Annotated in this window: 14 protein-coding genes; 9 read left to right on the top strand and 5 right to left on the bottom strand. The window is 64.6% G+C overall.

The genetic code is table 11. From position 1 onward, the window contains the following. Positions 1-63 precede the first annotated feature (63 nt). Positions 64-777, bottom strand: coding sequence for an autoinducer binding domain-containing protein (locus tag ACMGGG_RS19985; protein WP_414154270.1), 714 nt, complete (start codon positions 775-777; stop codon positions 64-66). Between the two features lie 204 nt (positions 778-981). Between ACMGGG_RS19985 and ACMGGG_RS19980 the strand changes: the two genes are divergently transcribed. Next, positions 982-1,758 carry a ferredoxin--NADP reductase gene (locus ACMGGG_RS19980; protein ID WP_414154269.1) on the top strand — a complete coding sequence of 259 codons (777 nt, stop codon included), beginning with the start codon at positions 982-984 and terminating at the stop codon, positions 1,756-1,758. Between the two features lie 42 nt (positions 1,759-1,800). Here ACMGGG_RS19980 and mscL read toward each other — a convergent pair whose 3' ends face one another. Continuing rightward, the gene (mscL, locus tag ACMGGG_RS19975) at positions 1,801-2,214 is read right to left on the bottom strand and encodes a large-conductance mechanosensitive channel protein MscL (protein WP_054894040.1); all 414 of its coding nucleotides are present in this window, start codon (positions 2,212-2,214) and stop codon (positions 1,801-1,803) included. Positions 2,215-2,393: 179 nt separating this feature from the next. Between mscL and radA the strand changes: the two genes are divergently transcribed. The 8 genes from radA to ACMGGG_RS19935 all read left to right on the top strand — a co-directional run bounded on the left by radA (position 2,394) and on the right by ACMGGG_RS19935 (position 13,715). Further along, positions 2,394-3,761 (top strand): DNA repair protein RadA, encoded by a 1,368-nt coding sequence (gene radA, locus ACMGGG_RS19970; protein ID WP_414154268.1) that lies wholly within the window; start codon positions 2,394-2,396, stop codon positions 3,759-3,761. A gap of 72 nt (positions 3,762-3,833) precedes the next feature. After that, on the top strand, positions 3,834-4,337 hold the full coding sequence (locus tag ACMGGG_RS19965; protein ID WP_063546141.1) for an RNA polymerase sigma factor: 504 nt from the start codon (positions 3,834-3,836) through the stop codon (positions 4,335-4,337). 68 nt (positions 4,338-4,405) lie between these two features. Continuing rightward, positions 4,406-5,395, top strand: a complete 990-nt coding sequence (locus tag ACMGGG_RS19960) for a FecR family protein (RefSeq protein ID WP_414154267.1) — start codon at positions 4,406-4,408, stop codon at positions 5,393-5,395. Positions 5,396-5,729: 334 nt separating this feature from the next. Next, positions 5,730-8,399 carry a TonB-dependent hemoglobin/transferrin/lactoferrin family receptor gene (locus ACMGGG_RS19955; RefSeq protein WP_414155827.1) on the top strand — a complete coding sequence of 890 codons (2,670 nt, stop codon included), beginning with the start codon at positions 5,730-5,732 and terminating at the stop codon, positions 8,397-8,399. A 78-nt stretch (positions 8,400-8,477) separates the two neighbouring features. Next, a complete protein-coding gene (locus tag ACMGGG_RS19950; RefSeq protein WP_054894045.1) occupies positions 8,478-9,095 on the top strand; it encodes a heme acquisition protein HasA in 618 nt (205 codons plus the stop codon). A 162-nt stretch (positions 9,096-9,257) separates the two neighbouring features. After that, the gene (locus ACMGGG_RS19945; RefSeq protein ID WP_414154266.1) at positions 9,258-11,021 is read left to right on the top strand and encodes a type I secretion system permease/ATPase; all 1,764 of its coding nucleotides are present in this window, start codon (positions 9,258-9,260) and stop codon (positions 11,019-11,021) included. A gap of 2 nt (positions 11,022-11,023) precedes the next feature. Further along, on the top strand, positions 11,024-12,370 hold the full coding sequence (locus tag ACMGGG_RS19940) for an HlyD family type I secretion periplasmic adaptor subunit (protein ID WP_414154265.1): 1,347 nt from the start codon (positions 11,024-11,026) through the stop codon (positions 12,368-12,370). 4 nt (positions 12,371-12,374) lie between these two features. Next, entirely contained in the window at positions 12,375-13,715 is a 1,341-nt protein-coding gene (locus tag ACMGGG_RS19935) for a TolC family outer membrane protein (protein WP_112899174.1), read from the top strand. Positions 13,716-13,839: 124 nt separating this feature from the next. Here the strand turns inward: ACMGGG_RS19935 and ACMGGG_RS19930 are convergent, their stop codons facing one another. The 3 genes from ACMGGG_RS19930 to ACMGGG_RS19920 all read right to left on the bottom strand — a co-directional run bounded on the left by ACMGGG_RS19930 (position 13,840) and on the right by ACMGGG_RS19920 (position 16,219). Next, positions 13,840-15,357 (bottom strand): nucleobase:cation symporter-2 family protein, encoded by a 1,518-nt coding sequence (locus ACMGGG_RS19930; RefSeq protein ID WP_414154264.1) that lies wholly within the window; start codon positions 15,355-15,357, stop codon positions 13,840-13,842. Between the two features lie 260 nt (positions 15,358-15,617). Continuing rightward, the gene (locus tag ACMGGG_RS19925) at positions 15,618-15,992 is read right to left on the bottom strand and encodes a PilZ domain-containing protein (protein WP_063546134.1); all 375 of its coding nucleotides are present in this window, start codon (positions 15,990-15,992) and stop codon (positions 15,618-15,620) included. 86 nt (positions 15,993-16,078) lie between these two features. Continuing rightward, complete coding sequence (locus ACMGGG_RS19920; protein WP_155738234.1) at positions 16,079-16,219, bottom strand: hypothetical protein; 141 nt, start codon at positions 16,217-16,219, stop codon at positions 16,079-16,081. Between the last annotated feature and the right edge of the window lie 176 nt (positions 16,220-16,395).

The raw sequence follows: 16,395 nt of genomic DNA, 5'->3' as shown, positions 1-16,395 counted from the left end.
TGCGGTGGATGATCGCAAGCGTCAAAGCCTTCGATTCTACAGGGCTTTGCCGGTAGCGGGCAGTTACTTCCAGATCAAGCCGCGAGCGGCGGCAACTGCGGCGGCAGCGGTCTTGTTGGACACGCCGAGTTTGGCGATCACACTGCGAATATGGAAGTTCACGGTACTCTGCGACAACGAGAGAATGCAGGCGATGTCCGACGCGGTCTTGCCGTCAGCGGTCCACTTGGTGACTTCCAGCTCACGGTCGGTCAGGGCAGGGGCTGGGTCCATCAGTCTGCGGTGATGTTCGCAGATCAGTTCATGCAGTACGTTGTGCAGCCAGAGCAATTGTGCGCTCTTGGTCAGGAATTCGAGCGTCGAGACCTTGTGCTCGGGGCGGGCCACGCTGAGCTGGCTGGCGTGGTTGATGTGATCGTAGAGCGACTGCGTCCACCCATGACGCAGGCCATGGCTGCAAGCGAGGCTGCGGTATTCGGGGGCTTCGTCGTAGAGCTTGTCTTCCCAGAGCACCGGGACCGTGGAGCGGCGGCTGAGGGCTATGATGGGGTCTTGCTCGATGAAGTTGCGATCCGCCTGATAGTGGGCATTCCATTCCTTTGGAAAATTGTTGTACAGGATTACATGGGCACGTTGCGCGGGAACATGCAGGTGCAGGGCAAGCCCTACGTACTGCATGTCCATCTCCTGAACGAGTGCGATGGCGTGGTCGAACATACGTTCGGGGTGCCTTTCGCCCAGCAATATCTGGAGATTTTCCGGCTTCCAATGCGACATGTTGTTGCTCCAAGTGGATCCAAATTTCGGTGGCATCCATCCGAGTGTAGGAAAAGCTGACTAAAGCGCTGGAAATTTTTCGCTATAGCGTGTGCTATCGATATAGATTTAGTTGTACCGATTTTGTACGAGACCCTACAGCTCCTCGGTGTTCCTGGGCGTCACTTTGCGCCACACTTGGCGCATTCACCTCGGGAGTCCGTCATGACCGCCAGTGCCGACAAATTCACTTCACAAACCCTGCTCGATGTCCAACCCCTGACGCCGAACCTTTTCAGCCTGCGTGTAACCCGTGATGCGGGGTTCCGTTTCCGTGCCGGGCAGTTCGCGCGCCTTGGGGTGGCCAAGGCCGACGGCAGTGTGGTGTGGCGGGCCTACTCGATGGTCAGCGCGCCCCATGACGAGTTTCTTGATTTCTTTTCCATCGTGGTGCCGGGCGGTGAGTTCACCAGTGAGTTGAGCCGGCTGGGAGAGGGTGACACCCTGCTGATCGACCGCCAGGCCTTCGGCTACCTGACCCTGGACCGCTTCGTCGGTGGCCGCGACTTGTGGCTGCTGGCCACAGGCACCGGTATCGCCCCCTTCGTGTCGATCCTCCAGGACTTCGAGGCCTGGGAACGCTTCGACAACATCAAGCTGGTGTATTCGGTGCGCGAAGCCAAGGAGTTGGCGTACGTGGATCTGATCGCCGGGCTTGAACAGCGCGACTACCTGGCCGAGTTCGCCGGCAAGCTGCAGTTCATTCCGGTGGTTACGCGTGAGCTGCACCCTGGCGCGCTGAATGCGCGGATCACCACGCTGATCGAGAACGGCGTGCTGGAGCGGGCCGCGGGGCTTGAGTTTTCGCCGGAGCATTCGAGGATCATGCTGTGCGGCAACCCTGAAATGATCGACGAGACACGCAAGGTGCTGAAGGCGCGTGACCTGCAACTGAGCCTGAGCAAGCGGCCGGGGCAGGTGGCGGTGGAGAACTACTGGTAGAAACGCTATCCGGGGCCGTATCGCGGCCCCGGAACGTTTTGGTCAGGGCTGGCGGTTCTGCGCCTTGAGCAGGTCGCGGATCTCGGTCAGCAGGGTTTCCTGCGGCGTCGGTACCGGCGGGGTGGTGGGCGCCACGGCCTCTTCGCGCTTGAGGCGGTTGATCGCCTTCACGCCCATGAAGATGGCGAAGGCCACGATCACGAAGTCGATGACGGTCTGGATGAACTTGCCGTAAGCCAGCACCACTGCCGGTATATCACCCTCTGCAGCCTTGAGCGTGATCGCCAGGTCACTGAAGTCCACCCCGCCGATCAGCAGGCCCAGTGGCGGCATGATCACGTCGCCCACGAACGACGAGACGATCTTGCCGAAGGCCGCGCCGATGATGATACCAACCGCCATGTCGACGACATTTCCCTTGACCGCGAAGGCCTTGAACTCGCTGAGCACGCCCATGTTTTATTCCTTTGTAACAAATGGTGAGGTAAACGCAGTGTAAGCCACTAAAACGCTTCATGCGCTGCATTCAGGGCTACAGACTGCCATTAGAACGAATAGTTTTGTCGCACGCAGCAGCGCCCGAGGCACATCGGGCTTGGGCTATCATGGCGGTCTTTGCCCAGGAGACTGACCCGATGGCCAAGGCCAAGCGCTTGTATGGCTGCACCGAGTGCGGCGCGACCTTTCCCAAATGGGCCGGCCAGTGTGGCGAATGCGGCGCCTGGAACACCCTGGTCGAGACCATGATCGAAAGCGGCGGCGCTGCAGCGCCTTCCGGGCGTGCGGGCTGGACCGGGCAGCAGGCGCAGATCAAGACCCTGGCCGAGGTGAGTGTCGAGGAGATCCCGCGCTTCACCACCAGCAGCACCGAGCTTGACCGTGTGCTTGGCGGCGGCCTGGTCGATGGTTCGGTGGTGCTGATTGGCGGTGACCCAGGTATCGGCAAGTCCACCATCCTGCTGCAGACCCTGTGCAACATCGCCACGCAGATGCCTGCGCTGTATGTCACCGGCGAGGAGTCGCAGCAGCAGGTGGCCATGCGTTCGCGGCGCCTGGGCCTGCCCCAGGACCAGCTCAAGGTGATGACCGAAACCTGCATCGAAACCATCATCGCCACGGCGCGGGTGGAAAAGCCGCGGGTGATGGTGATCGACTCGATCCAGACCATCTTCACCGAACAGCTGCAATCGGCTCCCGGTGGCGTGGCCCAGGTGCGCGAGAGCACGGCGCTGCTGGTGCGTTACGCCAAGCAGAGCGGCACGGCGATCTTCCTGGTTGGCCACGTGACCAAGGAGGGCTCGCTGGCAGGCCCGCGGGTACTCGAGCACATGGTCGACACCGTGCTGTATTTCGAGGGCGAATCGGACGGACGCCTGCGCCTGCTGCGAGCGGTGAAGAACCGTTTCGGCGCGGTCAACGAGCTGGGTGTGTTCGGCATGACCGACCGTGGCCTGAAGGAGGTCTCCAACCCTTCGGCGATCTTCCTCAACCGCACCCAGGAAGAGGTGCCGGGCAGCGTGGTGATGGCCACCTGGGAGGGCACCCGGCCGATGCTGGTCGAGGTGCAGGCGCTGGTCGACGACAGCCACCTGGCCAACCCGCGGCGGGTCACCCTGGGCCTGGACCAGAACCGCCTGGCGATGTTGCTGGCGGTGTTGCACCGCCACGGCGGCATTCCCACCCATGACCAGGACGTGTTCCTCAACGTGGTCGGCGGGGTCAAGGTGCTCGAGACCGCCTCCGACCTGGCGCTGCTCGCAGCGGTAATGTCGAGCCTGCGCAACCGCCCATTGGCCCATGGCCTGCTGGTGTTCGGCGAGATCGGTCTTTCTGGCGAGGTGCGTCCGGTGCCCAGCGGCCAGGAGCGCCTGAAGGAGGCGGCCAAGCATGGCTTCAAGCGCGCCATCGTGCCCAAGGGCAACGCCCCCAAGGAACCGCCAGCAGGCTTGCAGGTGATTGCGGTGACGCGTCTGGAGCAGGCCCTGGACGCACTGTTCGAGTGATCGCACTTCTTGCAAGTGATTCTCAGTAGCGAGTAGCATTCCGCCACCTTGCGACCACCAGCTGGAGTGCGTGTGGCGGAGTCCGACCTCAAGCGCTTGTTCATCAAGCATGCGAAAACCCTGCAGGGGCTGCTGACGCGCAAGGTGCGCGATCCGCAGCTCGCTGCCGATCTGGTGCAGGAAAGTTTCCTGCGCCTGGCCGAACAGCAGCGCCAGGAAACCATCGAAAACACGCCGGGCTACCTGTACCGCACGGCGCACAACCTGATGATCGACCACCTGCGCCAGCAGCAGCGGCGCAAGACCGACCCGGTACCCCACGAGGCTCTCGAAGGCATCGTCGAAGAACGCCCGGGGCTTGAGGAGCAGGCGGCGCGCGAGCAGCATCTGCGGCGCCTGCAAACCATGCTCGAAGAGCTTCCCGAGCGCACCCAGCAGGTGTTTCGTCTCAACCGCCTGGAAGGCATGACCCACGCCGAGGTCGCCCGCCACCTGGGGATTTCCGACAGCTCCGTGCAGAAGCATCTGGCCAAGGCCCTGGCCTATGTGATGCAGTGCCTGCAGGACGGTGGATGACGAGCGGTTTACTGACAATTGCCCCTTCAGACGTCAGCCCAGACATAACCAGATCGCGAGAGAACCGTGTGAGCAGCGAGAACCAGCCCGAGCAAGCGATTCGCGAGCAGGCCGCCGAGTGGGCGGTGCGCGACAGTGCCGGCCCCTTGAGCGATGAGCAGCAGCGGGCGCTGGAGCAGTGGTGCGCCGCCGATCCGCGGCATGCCCAGGCCTATGAGTTCGCCCGCACGACCTGGGCCGACCTGGGGGCCTTGGCGCAGATCGCGCCGCCTGTGCGCCGCGCATCGCCCTCCACCCTGGCCCGGCCAGTGCCTCGACGTTCGCGCCTGCGCCGGGCGATGACCGCAGCAGCTGCGCTGCTGGTGGTGGCGTTTGGCGTCGCGCAGGCGCCGCAGTTGCTGCTGGACTGGCGTGCCGACTACATCACCGCGGCCGGCGAAGTACGCCGCGTGACGTTGCCCGATGGCAGCCTGGTCGACCTGGACAGCCGCAGCGCCATTACTCTGGCCTTCGACGACCGCGAGCGGCGTGTGCGCCTGCTGGCGGGGGAGGCGGTGTTCAGCGCCGCGCCGGTGTCGGCGCAGGAGCGCAGACCGTTCGTGGTCGAGTATGCCGGGGCGACCACTCGCGCGCTGGGCACGCGCTTCGTGGTGGGGCAGGCGGGCGAGGGCGGCTGGGTCGGGATGCTCGAGCATCGCGTGGCCGTCGATCTGCTGACGCCGCCAGCGCGTGGCCGTGCCGATCAGGTGGTCGAACAGGGGCAGAGCGTGCGTTATGACCACGCCAGTGGTGTGCGGCCCTGGCCGGAGCAGAATCTGCAGCGCGCCACCGACTGGGAGCGTGGGGTGCTGGTGTTCGAGCGTCAGCCGCTGGCCGAGGTGGTGGCGCGGCTCAACCGCTATCGTCCGGGGCGCTTGATGGTGGTGGATTCGCAGTTGGCGCAGCGCGAGGTAAGCGGGGTGTTTCGCCTTGACCAACTGGCGGCGGTTGGCGGAGTGTTGAGCGATGAGCTGCAGGCGCAGCGGCTCGAGCTGCCTGGGTTGACCTTGATCTACTGATCTTTGCTCGGTGGTGGGCTTTTCGCGGGCAAGCCCGCTCCTACAGGTACTCCACTGATTTTTGTAAGAGTGGGCTTGCCCGCGAAAAGAACACCACCATGTATGGCACCGGCCATGCCGGTGATCGCGCACCCCTCCAGCCCCCGCAAAATCTTTTTTCATTTCCCCTTACTGACTTTTCCACCCCCGCACGTCTGATTGTTGAGATTGATTTTCATTACTAGAAAACACCAACAACAGACGAGCCTTCGCAGTGACCACGCCACGACAACAGACCCTTCGACCTTTCGGTCGCCTCGCCCTGGCCAGCAGCCTGGTCCTGGGCACCTGTGCCATGCCGATGGGGATCGGCATGGCGCACGCCGCGCCAGCGACCAATGCCGCCAGCCGCCAGATGATCCAGTTCGACATCCCGGCCCAGGCCCTCGACAGTGCCGTACTGGCCTACGCCGAGCAGTCGGGCGTGCAGGTGTTCTTCGACAGCCGCAAGCTGGCCGGGCTCAACAGCGCCGGCCTGCACGGCGCGCATGCCGCTGAAGACGGCCTGCGCCAACTGCTGCAGGGCACCCCGGTACGCTATCGCTTCAGTGCGGCCGGCCAGGTAGGGCTGGAGCGGGTGGAGGCCGATGGCCAGGCGCTGGAGCTGGGTGCCACTCATGTCGAATCGACCCGTGACGGCGACTGGGTCTACATGACCCCGCGCTCGGTCAGCGTCGTCACCCGCAAGCAGATCGACCAGCGCCCGCCGCGCCACGCCGCCGACATGCTCGAGCAGACCGCCGGGGTATACACCGCGGTCAACCAGCGCGACCCCGGGCTCTCGGTGAACATTCGCGGCGTGCAGGACTATGGCCGGGTCAACATGAACATCGATGGCATGCGCCAGAACTTCAGCGTCAATGGCCATCAGCAGCGCAACGGCGTGATGTTCATCGACCCCGAGTTCGTGCAGAACGTCGAGATCGACAAAGGCACCTCCGCCGGTATGGGCGGCGCCGGGGTGATCGGCGGGATCGCCAGCTTCGCCACCCTCGACGCCCGCGACCTGCTCGCTCCTGGCAAGGAAGTCGGCGGCCGCCTGCGCGCCGGGCACGGTATTGGCGAGTTGGGCAACGGCACCTACTTCAACGGCAGTGCGCTGTTCGCCGTGGGCAACGAAGTCGGCGACATCCTGGTCGGCCACAGCGAGCGGCATTTCGGCGACTACCGCAGCGGCACGCAGAACGCCGGCAACCTCGGCACCCAGATGCGCGGCAAGCTCGAAGACCGTCAGGCCTGGAAGAGCTGGCTCAACGGCGAAGTCGGCGGCATGGACAGCGTGACCCGCTCGCAGATCTTCAAGCTCGGCCTGAACCTGCCCGATGAGCAGCGTCTGCAGTTCAGCTACTTCGAGACCGACACCGACAGCAAGGACGCCTGGACGGTGAAGGACGCCGGCAGCCACGACTACTACTACCGCGTCACCGGCACCAACGACATCAACGCCAGGAACGCGGCCCTGGACTACAGCTTCAACCCTAACGAGCTGATCGACTTCAAGGCCAAGCTCTACTACGTCACCACCCGCCAGGATCGCTGGAACGCCAATAACGCCTCGTCCGAGAACAGCGGCAACCGTGTCGAGGACTACACCGATCGCTACCAGACCGACACCTGGGGCCTGCAACTGCAGAACACCTCGCGCTGGCACCTGTTCCAGGCCGACAGCCTCACGTTCAACTATGGCAGCGAGGCTTTCCAGGATACCTTCCGCCCCAGCACCAACCGTATCGCCGCGGTCAACGAGACCGAGTCGCTGCCGTACGTGCAGGGCGCGAACCCCAAGGGCAAGCGGGTCATGGCCAGCCTGTTCGGCAACCTCAGCTACGAGCATGACGACTGGCTGGTGGTCGATGCCGGGCTGCGCTATGACCGCTATCGCCTGACCGGCAAGACCGGCGTCACGACCTGGATGTACCCCGAGGGTGTCACCGAGACCAACCTGCGCCGTCAGCGCACCGACCTGTTGTTCGAGGAAGACCGCGAAGAAGGCCGCTTCTCACCGACCTTCGGTATCGCCGTGAAGCCGGGGCTGGACTGGCTGCAGGTATACACCCGCTGGGGCCGTGGCTGGCGTCCGCCGGCGGTGACCGAGGCGTACATGAGCGGCCGCCCGCATGGCGGTGGCAACGAGATGGTCTATCCCAACCCCTTCCTCAAGGCCGAGGAGTCGCACAACTGGGAGCTGGGGCTGAACATCTTCAAGGAGTCGCTGCTGCGCAGTGGCGACCGCTTCGCCGCCAAGATCGCCTACTTCGACACCCGTATCGACAACTTCTCGTTTCTCGACACCAACGCCAGCCTGCCGGGCTCCAGCGTATCGGGCATCGCCCTGGGCCGCTCGGTGTACCAGAACAACCTCGAGACCACACAGTTTCGTGGCGTGGAATACAGCCTCGACTACGACGCCGGCGATTACTACGGCCAGCTCAGCTACACCCACATGATCGGCAGCAACGACTTCTGCTCCAACCAGTTCTACCTCGGCGGCGCCCAGCAACTGGTCAGCGCCGGTACCGTGCTGCGCCCGGTGCAGGTCGGCAGCCGCATCATCATGCTGCCGGTGCGGGTCTCGCGCGCCGAGGCCAATGCCACCGAGAACAACCGCGTCAGTTGCGGCGACATCATGGGCAATGCCTCCTATATGCCGGCCGATCGTGGCTCGCTGACCCTGGGCATGCGTTTTCTCGACAAGACCCTGGATGTCGGCATGCGCCTGCGCTACAGCGAGGGTAACGGCAAGAACCTCGACACCCACGGCTACAGCCAGATCGACCAGGCCATGTGGCCCAAATACAAGGTCTACGACCTGTACGCCAGCTACTGGATGACCCCCAGCCTGAACCTTGCGCTGTCGTTGGAGAACGCCACCGACGAGGCCTATTTCGTTGCCATGGGCGACGTCAACAACCTGTCCCTGGCCCGCGGCCGGACCCTGAGCGGCATGCTCGAATACCGATTCTGAAACACCTGCGTTCGCCCACTCCGGGCAACACGAGGGCAAGACGCCTTCGTTCAAACCAAGCAGCACAGAGGAACCGTCATGACTATTTCCGTCACCTACGATCCAGCATTCGGCAGCGCCACCGTCGACGACTACCTGGCCTTCTGGAGCGCAGGTTTCGTCACTGCCGGTCACGGCTACAGCAACACCGGCGGCTTCAGCAACGGCAGCCGTGATGGCGACCAGTACGCCACCCACGGCGCCAACGGTTCGGACTACGCCTTCATCGCCGACTCCGACACCTCCAACGGCCTGCACTACGTCTTCGATCCGCTGAAGGCGCCGGGCGACAACCTGAACCACTACCTGTGGGGTTCGCTGGACAACGTCAGCCTGGGCGAAGTGCTCGGCGGTGGCGGCGGCAGCGATTTCAGCCTGAGCAACTACGTGGTCAGCTTCAACGGCCTGGACCTGGATGCCGCGCTGGGTGCCGGCCGTGCCGGCAACGAAGTACAGGGCGTGATCTACGGCCTGATGCAGGGCAACACCTCGGCGCTGGAAGGCGTGCTGGACAACCTGCTGGCCAGCTACGGCGTGTCGACCGACAGCACCTTCGACGCCATTGCCGCGGCACTGAGTGGTGGTGCTGCGAACGTTGCGGCTGCCGAAGCCGTGGGTATCCAGGCACTGCCTGAAGACCTGGCCCTGGCTGCCTGACGCCAGGCATGAAAAAGGCCAATGGCAGATCGCTCTGTCATTGGCCCTGTTGCATGCACCCTGGCCCGTGTCTTGTCGGGCCCAGGCCGGGGTGCCGCGAAATTCTGCGAGGTGGCGGCTGCCAGGTCAATGGCGACGCCGCCTCGCCCTTCGAGGTCAGCGATGAGTACACCGCGCAACGCCGCCGCCGATGAACTGTGGCAGGTCCTCAAGTCCTGCCGGGGTGGGCTGGGCAATATCGCCCTGTTCACCGCCGTGGCCAACGTGCTGATGCTGGCGCCGGCGCTGTACATGCTGCAGGTCTACGACCGGGTGCTGTCGTCGGGCAACGAGATGACCTTGCTGATGCTCAGCCTGATGGTGCTGGGCCTGTTCGCCTTCATGGGCGTGCTGGAATGGCTGCGCAGCCTGGTGGTGATCCGCCTGGGCACGCGCATGGACCTGCAGCTCAACCCTCGGGTGTTCGATGCCGCATACCAGGCCAGCCTCGACGGGCACAAAGGTAGCGCCCAGCAGGCCCTGGGCGACCTGACCCAGTTGCGCCAGTTCGCCACCGGCCAGGCGTTGTTCGCCTTCTTCGATGCGCCGTGGTTTCCGCTGTACCTGCTGGTGATCTTCCTGTTCAGCCCGTGGCTGGGCCTGCTGGCGGTGGTCGGGGCGCTGCTGCTGGCCGGGCTTGCCTGGCTCAACGAACGCCTGACCCATGGCGAGTTCATCGAGGCCGGGCGGCTGTCGCAGCAGGCGATGCAGCAGGCGTCGGGCAACCTGGGCAATGCCGAGGCGATCGCCGCCATGGGCATGCTTGGCGCCGTACGCCAGCGCTGGAACCTGCTGCACCATGGCTTCCTGGCCCGGCAGAACCTGGGCAGCGAGCGCAGCGCGGCAATAACTGCGGTGTCCAAGAGCGTGCGCCTGGCATTGCAGTCGCTGGTGCTTGGGCTGGGGGCCTGGCTGGCGCTGGAGCACCTGATCAGTCCGGGGATGATGATCGCCGGTTCCATCCTGATGGCGCGGGTGCTAGCGCCGATCGATCAGTTGATTGGCGTGTGGCGCCAGTGGGGTTCAGCGCGCCAGAGCGCCGAGCGGCTGGGTTTGCTGTTGCGCCGTTATCCACCGTTGGCCAGTGCGATGCCGCTGCCTGCGCCACAGGGGCGGCTGCGGGTCGAGCAGTTGCATGCCCGGGTGCCTGGCGGGCAGCGGGTCTGCCTGAGTGGTATCGATTTTGAGCTGGCGGCCGGCGAGTCTCTGGGGTTGATCGGTGCCTCGGGGTCTGGAAAATCGACCCTGGCCCGCCTGTTGGTAGGGGCTGCGAACCCTGAGTCGGGCAAGGTCTGCCTCGACGGTGCGGCGCTGGCCCAGTGGGATCGCCAGGCGCTCGGCGAGCACATCGGCTACCTGCCGCAGGACGTGCAACTGTTTGCCGGCAGCATTGCCGACAACATCGCCCGGCTTGGCTCGGTGGACGCCTCGGAGGTGGTCGCAGCGGCGCAGTTGGCCGGTGTGCACGAGCTGATCCTGCAACTGCCGCAGGGCTACGACACGTTGCTGGGCGAAGGTGGCGCGGGGCTGTCCGGTGGACAGCGGCAAAGGATCGGCCTGGCCCGGGCGCTGTATCGCTTGCCTGCGCTGGTGGTGCTCGACGAACCCAACGCCAGCCTCGACGAGGCCGGTGAGCGCGCCTTGCTGGCGGCGCTCGCCGAGCTCAAGGCGCGGGGGCGCACGCTGGTGATGATCAGCCATAAGTCGAGCCTGCTGTTGGGGCTGGACAAGCTGCTGGTGCTGCACGGCGGCGTGATCCAGCAGTTCGGCCCGACCGCACGGGTACTTCAGGCTGCGGCCCGTCCTGCAGCCCCCAGCGTCGCACCACCCTCCGCGGCGCGTAGCGGCGTGACCTACAGCTTCAACCAGGGCGGCCAGAGATCTTGAGCATGAGTGTGCACCCGTTGTTTACCCGCGCGTCTGGCGCTGCGTCTGACAAGGTTCATCAACTGCGCGACGATGCCCGAGGCCCGGCGAAGGCCGGGCGTTGGCTGGTGTTGGCAGGCTTTGGCGGCTTCCTGTTGTGGGCGGCGCTGGCGCCGCTGGACAAGGGCGTGCCGGTCAGCGGCAACGTGGTGGTGGCAGGGAGTCGGCAAGCGGTTCAGCATCCCACCGGAGGGGTGATCGGGCAGCTTGCGGTGCGCGACGGCGATCAGGTCCAGGCAGGCCAGGTGCTGCTCAGCCTCGACCCGACCCAGGCCCAGGCCCAGCGCGGTTCATTGCAGGTGCAGTACGTGAATGCGCGGGCCATGGAGGCACGTCTGCTGGCCGAGCGCGATTCAGCGCCCGGCGTGACCTTTGCCGCCGACCTGCTCGAGGAGGCCGCCACGCCGTGGGTGGCGACGGTACTGGAGACCCAGCGACAATTGCGCAGCAGCCGCGCCCAGGCGCTGGAGCTGGAGTTGGCGGGTGTGAGCGAAAGTATCGCCGGGGCCGAGGCGTCGCTCAGTGGCCTGCAAGGCTCGCTGAGCAGCAAACAGGCCCAGCGCGTCGCGCTGGACGAGCAACTGCGCGGCCTGCGCGAGCTGGCCCGTGACGGCTACATTCCGCGCAACCGTCTGCTCGACAGCGAGCGCCTGCTGGCGCAGGTCAACGGCTCGATTGCCGAAGACCTTGGCAATATCGGTCGCACCCGGCGCCAGGTCCAGGAGCTGAAACTGCGTGCCAGCCAGCGCCGTCAGGAATTCCAGAACGAGGTGCGCCAGCAGTTGAGCGAGTCCCAGGCCAGCGCCGAAGACCTGGGCAACCGCCTGCGCAGCGCCGAGTTCGACCTGGCCCACACCCAGGTGCGTGCGCCGGTCGCCGGTACCGTGGTGGGCTTGAGTGTGTTCACCAACGGCGGGGTGATCGCGCGCGGTCAGCAGTTGATGGAAATCGTCCCTAGCGATGCGCCGTTGCTGGTCGATGCTCGGGCGCCGGTGGAGCTGGTCGACCGCTTGCGGCCGGGCTTGCCGGTGGAGTTGCTGTTCGTCGCCTTCAACCAGAGCACCACGCCACGGGTGGCAGGTGAGGTAAGCCTGGTCTCGGCGGACCGCCTGCTCGATGAAAAGACCCAGCAGCCGTATTACCAGGTGCGCATCAAGGTCAGCGAGGACGGCGCGCGGCAGCTTGCTGGGCTGGACATTCGCCCCGGTATGCCGGTGGAGGCTTTCGTGCGCAGTGGCGAGCGCTCGCTGCTCAGCTACCTGTTCAAGCCGTTGGCCGACCGGGGGCATATCGCCCTGAGCGAGGAGTGAGCCGATGCGCCTGTTGTTGCCCACGGTATTGTCGGGCGTGTTGTCGGGCCTGGTACTGCCAGCGCAAGCCCTGGACCTGAGCGATGCCTATGCCCTGGCCCTGCGCAACGATCCGACCCTGCACGCGGCAATCGCCGAGCGCGACGCGGGTGTCGAGAACCTCGCCATCGGTCGCGCGGGGCTGTTGCCGAATCTTTCCTACCGCTACAACCGTGCCCGCAACGACTCGGAAGTGACCCAGCGCAGCCAGCTCGGTGATGTCACCAGCCAGCGCGATTACCGCAGCTACAGCTCGACCCTGACCTTGCAGCAGCCGTTGTTCGATTACGCCGTATGGAGCGACTATCGCCGCGGCGTGGCCCAGGCTGCGCTGGCCGACGAGCGCCTGCGCGGTCGCGGCCAGGAAATGATGGTGCGGGTGTTTTCGGCCTACAGCGAAGCATTGTTCGCCGACGAGCAGATTGCCCTGGCCCAGGCCCAGCGGCGCACCTACGCCGAGCAACTGCAGCTCAACGAGCGCCTGCTCAAGAATGGCGAGGGCACCCGCACCGACGTGCTGGAAACCCGTGCCCGCTACGAGTTGGCCCAGGCCCAGGAGATCGAGGCTGGCGACAACCTCGACGCGGCGCTGCGCAGCCTGCAGGCGATCACCGGCGAGGCGATGAGTGCCGAAGACCTTGCGCCGATGTTGCCGTCACTCGCCGTGCAGCCGCTGGTACCGGCGCGCTTCGAGCCCTGGCGCGACCTGGCCGTGGCGCATAACGCCGAGCTGGCCAGCCAGCGACATGCCCTGGATGTCGCTGACCAAGGTGTGGAGCGTCAGCGTGCAGGGCACCTGCCGAGCTTGAGTGCCTACGTGAGCAAGGGCATTTCCAGTTCGAGCTCGGAAAGCACCTACAACCAGCGCTATGACACCGACAGTGTTGGCATCCAACTGAGTGTGCCGCTGTTCGCCGGTGGCGGTGTATCGGCGCGGGTGCGCCAGGCACAGGCGGAGCGAGATGGCTTGCAGTTCCAGGTCGATGCGCAGGTCAGCGACACGCTCAATCAGTTGCGTCGCCAGTTCAACCTGTGCGCCAGCAGCACCGCGAAGATCCGCGCCTACGGGATGGCGGTGAATGCGGCCAGTGCGTTGGTCGAGGCGACTCGGCGCAGCGTGCAGGGGGGAGAGCGGGTCAACCTCGATGTGCTCGATGCCGAGCAGCAGCTGTACGGAGCGCGGCGTGATCTGGCCCAGGCCCGGCATGAGTACCTGCGGGCCTGGGTGCAGTTGCGCTACTTGGCGGGGGTACTGGATGCCAAGGACGTGGAGATATTGAACGGGTACTTCGTGGCGCGCGGTTGAAGGCGGTGTCGCCGCTGCGACTTGTCCCGCGAACACGGGCGTAGCCCGTGCCAGGCACCGCGGTGTCATTTTCGCGGGCAAGTCGGGGCGCCGAACCGCCGCTCCTACAGGTATGGCATCCTGGTCAGTGCTCCGCCACCGCCTTGCGTCTGAGCACCTGTTCGCCGTGTTCATCGATGTCCATCACTGGCACTTCATTGCCATCGGCATCGAACAGCTTGCCGTCCTTGAAGTAGTCGCCATCGCGCAGCACCGAGATGTCCGAATACTGGATGGTGCGCTCGTACCCGGCGGCGAATACCGACTGCTGGTCCGAATTGCCGGCCTTGAAGTGGTTGAAGATCAGGTTCAGCAGGATCGCCATGATCGCCGCCGAGCTGATGCCCGAGTGGAAGATGGTCTCGAACCAGTTGGGGAATTGATGGTAGAAGCTCGGCGCGGCGATGGGGATCATGCCGAAGCCCAGCGAGGCCGCCACGATGATCAGGTTGACGTTGTTCTTGTAGTTCACCTTCGACAGGGTACGGATGCCGCTCGCCGCCACGGTGCCGAACAGCACGATGCCCGCGCCGCCCAGGACCGGGGTGGGTACTGCGGCGATGATCCGGCCCATGATCGGCAGCAGGCCAAGCACCACCAGGATCACCCCGCCCGTGGCCACCACGTAGCGGCTCTTCACCCCGGTCACGGCCACTAGGCCGACGTTCTGGGCGAACGCGCTCTGGGTGAAGGAGCCGAAGATCGGCGCCAGGATGCTCGATGCCATGTCGGCGCGCAGGCCGTCGCCCAGGCGCTTGGAGTCGACCTTGGTGTCGATGATCTCACCGACCGCGAGGATATCCGCCGAGGTCTCTACCAGGGTCACCATGATCACGATGCACATCGACAGGATCGCCGCGATGTGGAACGTCGGCATGCCGAAGTGGAACGGGGTAGGGAAGGCGAATATCGGGCCTTCGCCGACCTTGCTGAAATCGGCCATGCCCAGTGTCCAGGCGATCAGCGTGCCGGCAACCATGGCCAGCAGGATCGACAGGCGCGAGATGCTGGCGCTGCCCAGCTTGCTCAGCAGCAGGACGATGGCGAAGGTCAGCGCCGCCAGGCCGATGTTGGCCATGCTGCCGAACTCCGGCGAGGCGCTGTTGCCACCCATCACCCAGCGCGCGGCCACCGGCATCAAGGTCAGGCCGATGGTGGTGATGACGATGCCGGTCACCAGCGGCGGGAAGAACTTGGTGATCCGCGAGAACACCGGAGTGATCAGAAAGCCGATCAGCGATGCTGCCATGACTGCGCCCAGCACCGCCGGCAGGCCGCCGCCGCCCTGGCTGCCGAGAATCGCGCCCATGGTGGCCACGCCAGCGAACGACACGCCCTGCACCAGTGGCAACTGGCAGCCGAAGAACGGCAGGCCCAGAGTCTGCAACAGGGTGGCCAGTCCGCCAGCAAACAACGATGCGGCAATCAGCAGGCCGATCTCCGCCGGGGCCAGGCCGGCGGCCTGACCCAGGATCAGTGGCACGGCGACGATCCCTCCGTACATGGTCAGGACATGCTGCAGGCCATAAGCCAGATTGGCACCAAGCCCGAGGTTTTCGTCCTCGGGGCGCTTGGCAGGAGACGTGCTGGTGGACGTAGTCATTGGAGCAGGCTCTCTGTTTATTGTTGTGCCGATACTGTAGACAGCTCCGATAAAATATTGCCAGATAAATTGTATACAATATTTTGATCTGGGCAGCCGCAGATCCGGCAGGGCGGTGTCTCTGACCGCAATGCAGATAGCGTTCCAACATGGGAAAGGCGGTTTAGAAGGGTGTGTACAAAAAGCTCGGCAGCCCGTGAAAAGCTGTCTAGGTAGGCAGGAAATGCGGGTCGGTCATGTTCTTAGCAAGCTAAAAGATTTCAATCTTCGATAAGTTCGCGCAGCTCGCGCATCATTTCGGTGCTGTCGGCCAGGTTCAGTTCCACAAGACGGTGCAGATGGGTCATCGAGTCAACGTCTATATAGAGGCAGACGAAACCCAGCCGAGTGGGTTCTTCGTGGCGTAATTCCACCTGCATACGGACCGTGACCTCTTTGTCGAGGTGGATGAGCGCATCGAAATCCTGGGTCAGGTCTGCGTCCCAGGGCGCTGGCCGTTCGATCAGCAGGCCTTTGAGCGACAGGTCGAGCAGTTTCACAGGCCACTGTCGGTCGCCTTGGCGCAGTTCGGTGGGGGCGTCGAAGTCGATGCGCTGGAAGCGCCTGCGCTCGTCAGTTCCAGAGGGATGTGTCATGGCGGATCCTCGTCAGTTGATCTGACTATAGACCAGCCACGCTTGTCGCGGCCTGGCGGCGACTGATGCGATTCAGCCTGCGTGCCCTAACGGGTGCTGGGTTGTTCTGCGTGCTGGCGCGGCGTGGGGGTCACCAGCGGCTCCTTGCGGGCCAGCAGCGCGAACAGAATCCCTGCCGCCAACAGCACGAGCAAGCCGATTTGTATGGCCCGGATACGGTTCTTCATTGCGACATCTCTGTCCGATCAGCGATGTCGAAATATTCGGGCGGCCTGGGCTACGGCACAACTGGTAGAAATATCAGGTCGCTTTTCGCACCCTGCCCGCGCCGCTCTAGGGCGGCGCGGGCAGGGTGCAATTCGATATGGTAAAGCTGGCAAGCAGGCCCTAGACTCAGTGAGCT

Source organism: Pseudomonas sp. BNK-44-b (assembly GCF_047456245.1).
Classification (GTDB): domain Bacteria; phylum Pseudomonadota; class Gammaproteobacteria; order Pseudomonadales; family Pseudomonadaceae; genus Aquipseudomonas; species Aquipseudomonas machongensis.
Note: the sequence above shows the minus strand (reverse complement) of the source record. Positions and strands in the feature narration are given on the sequence as shown.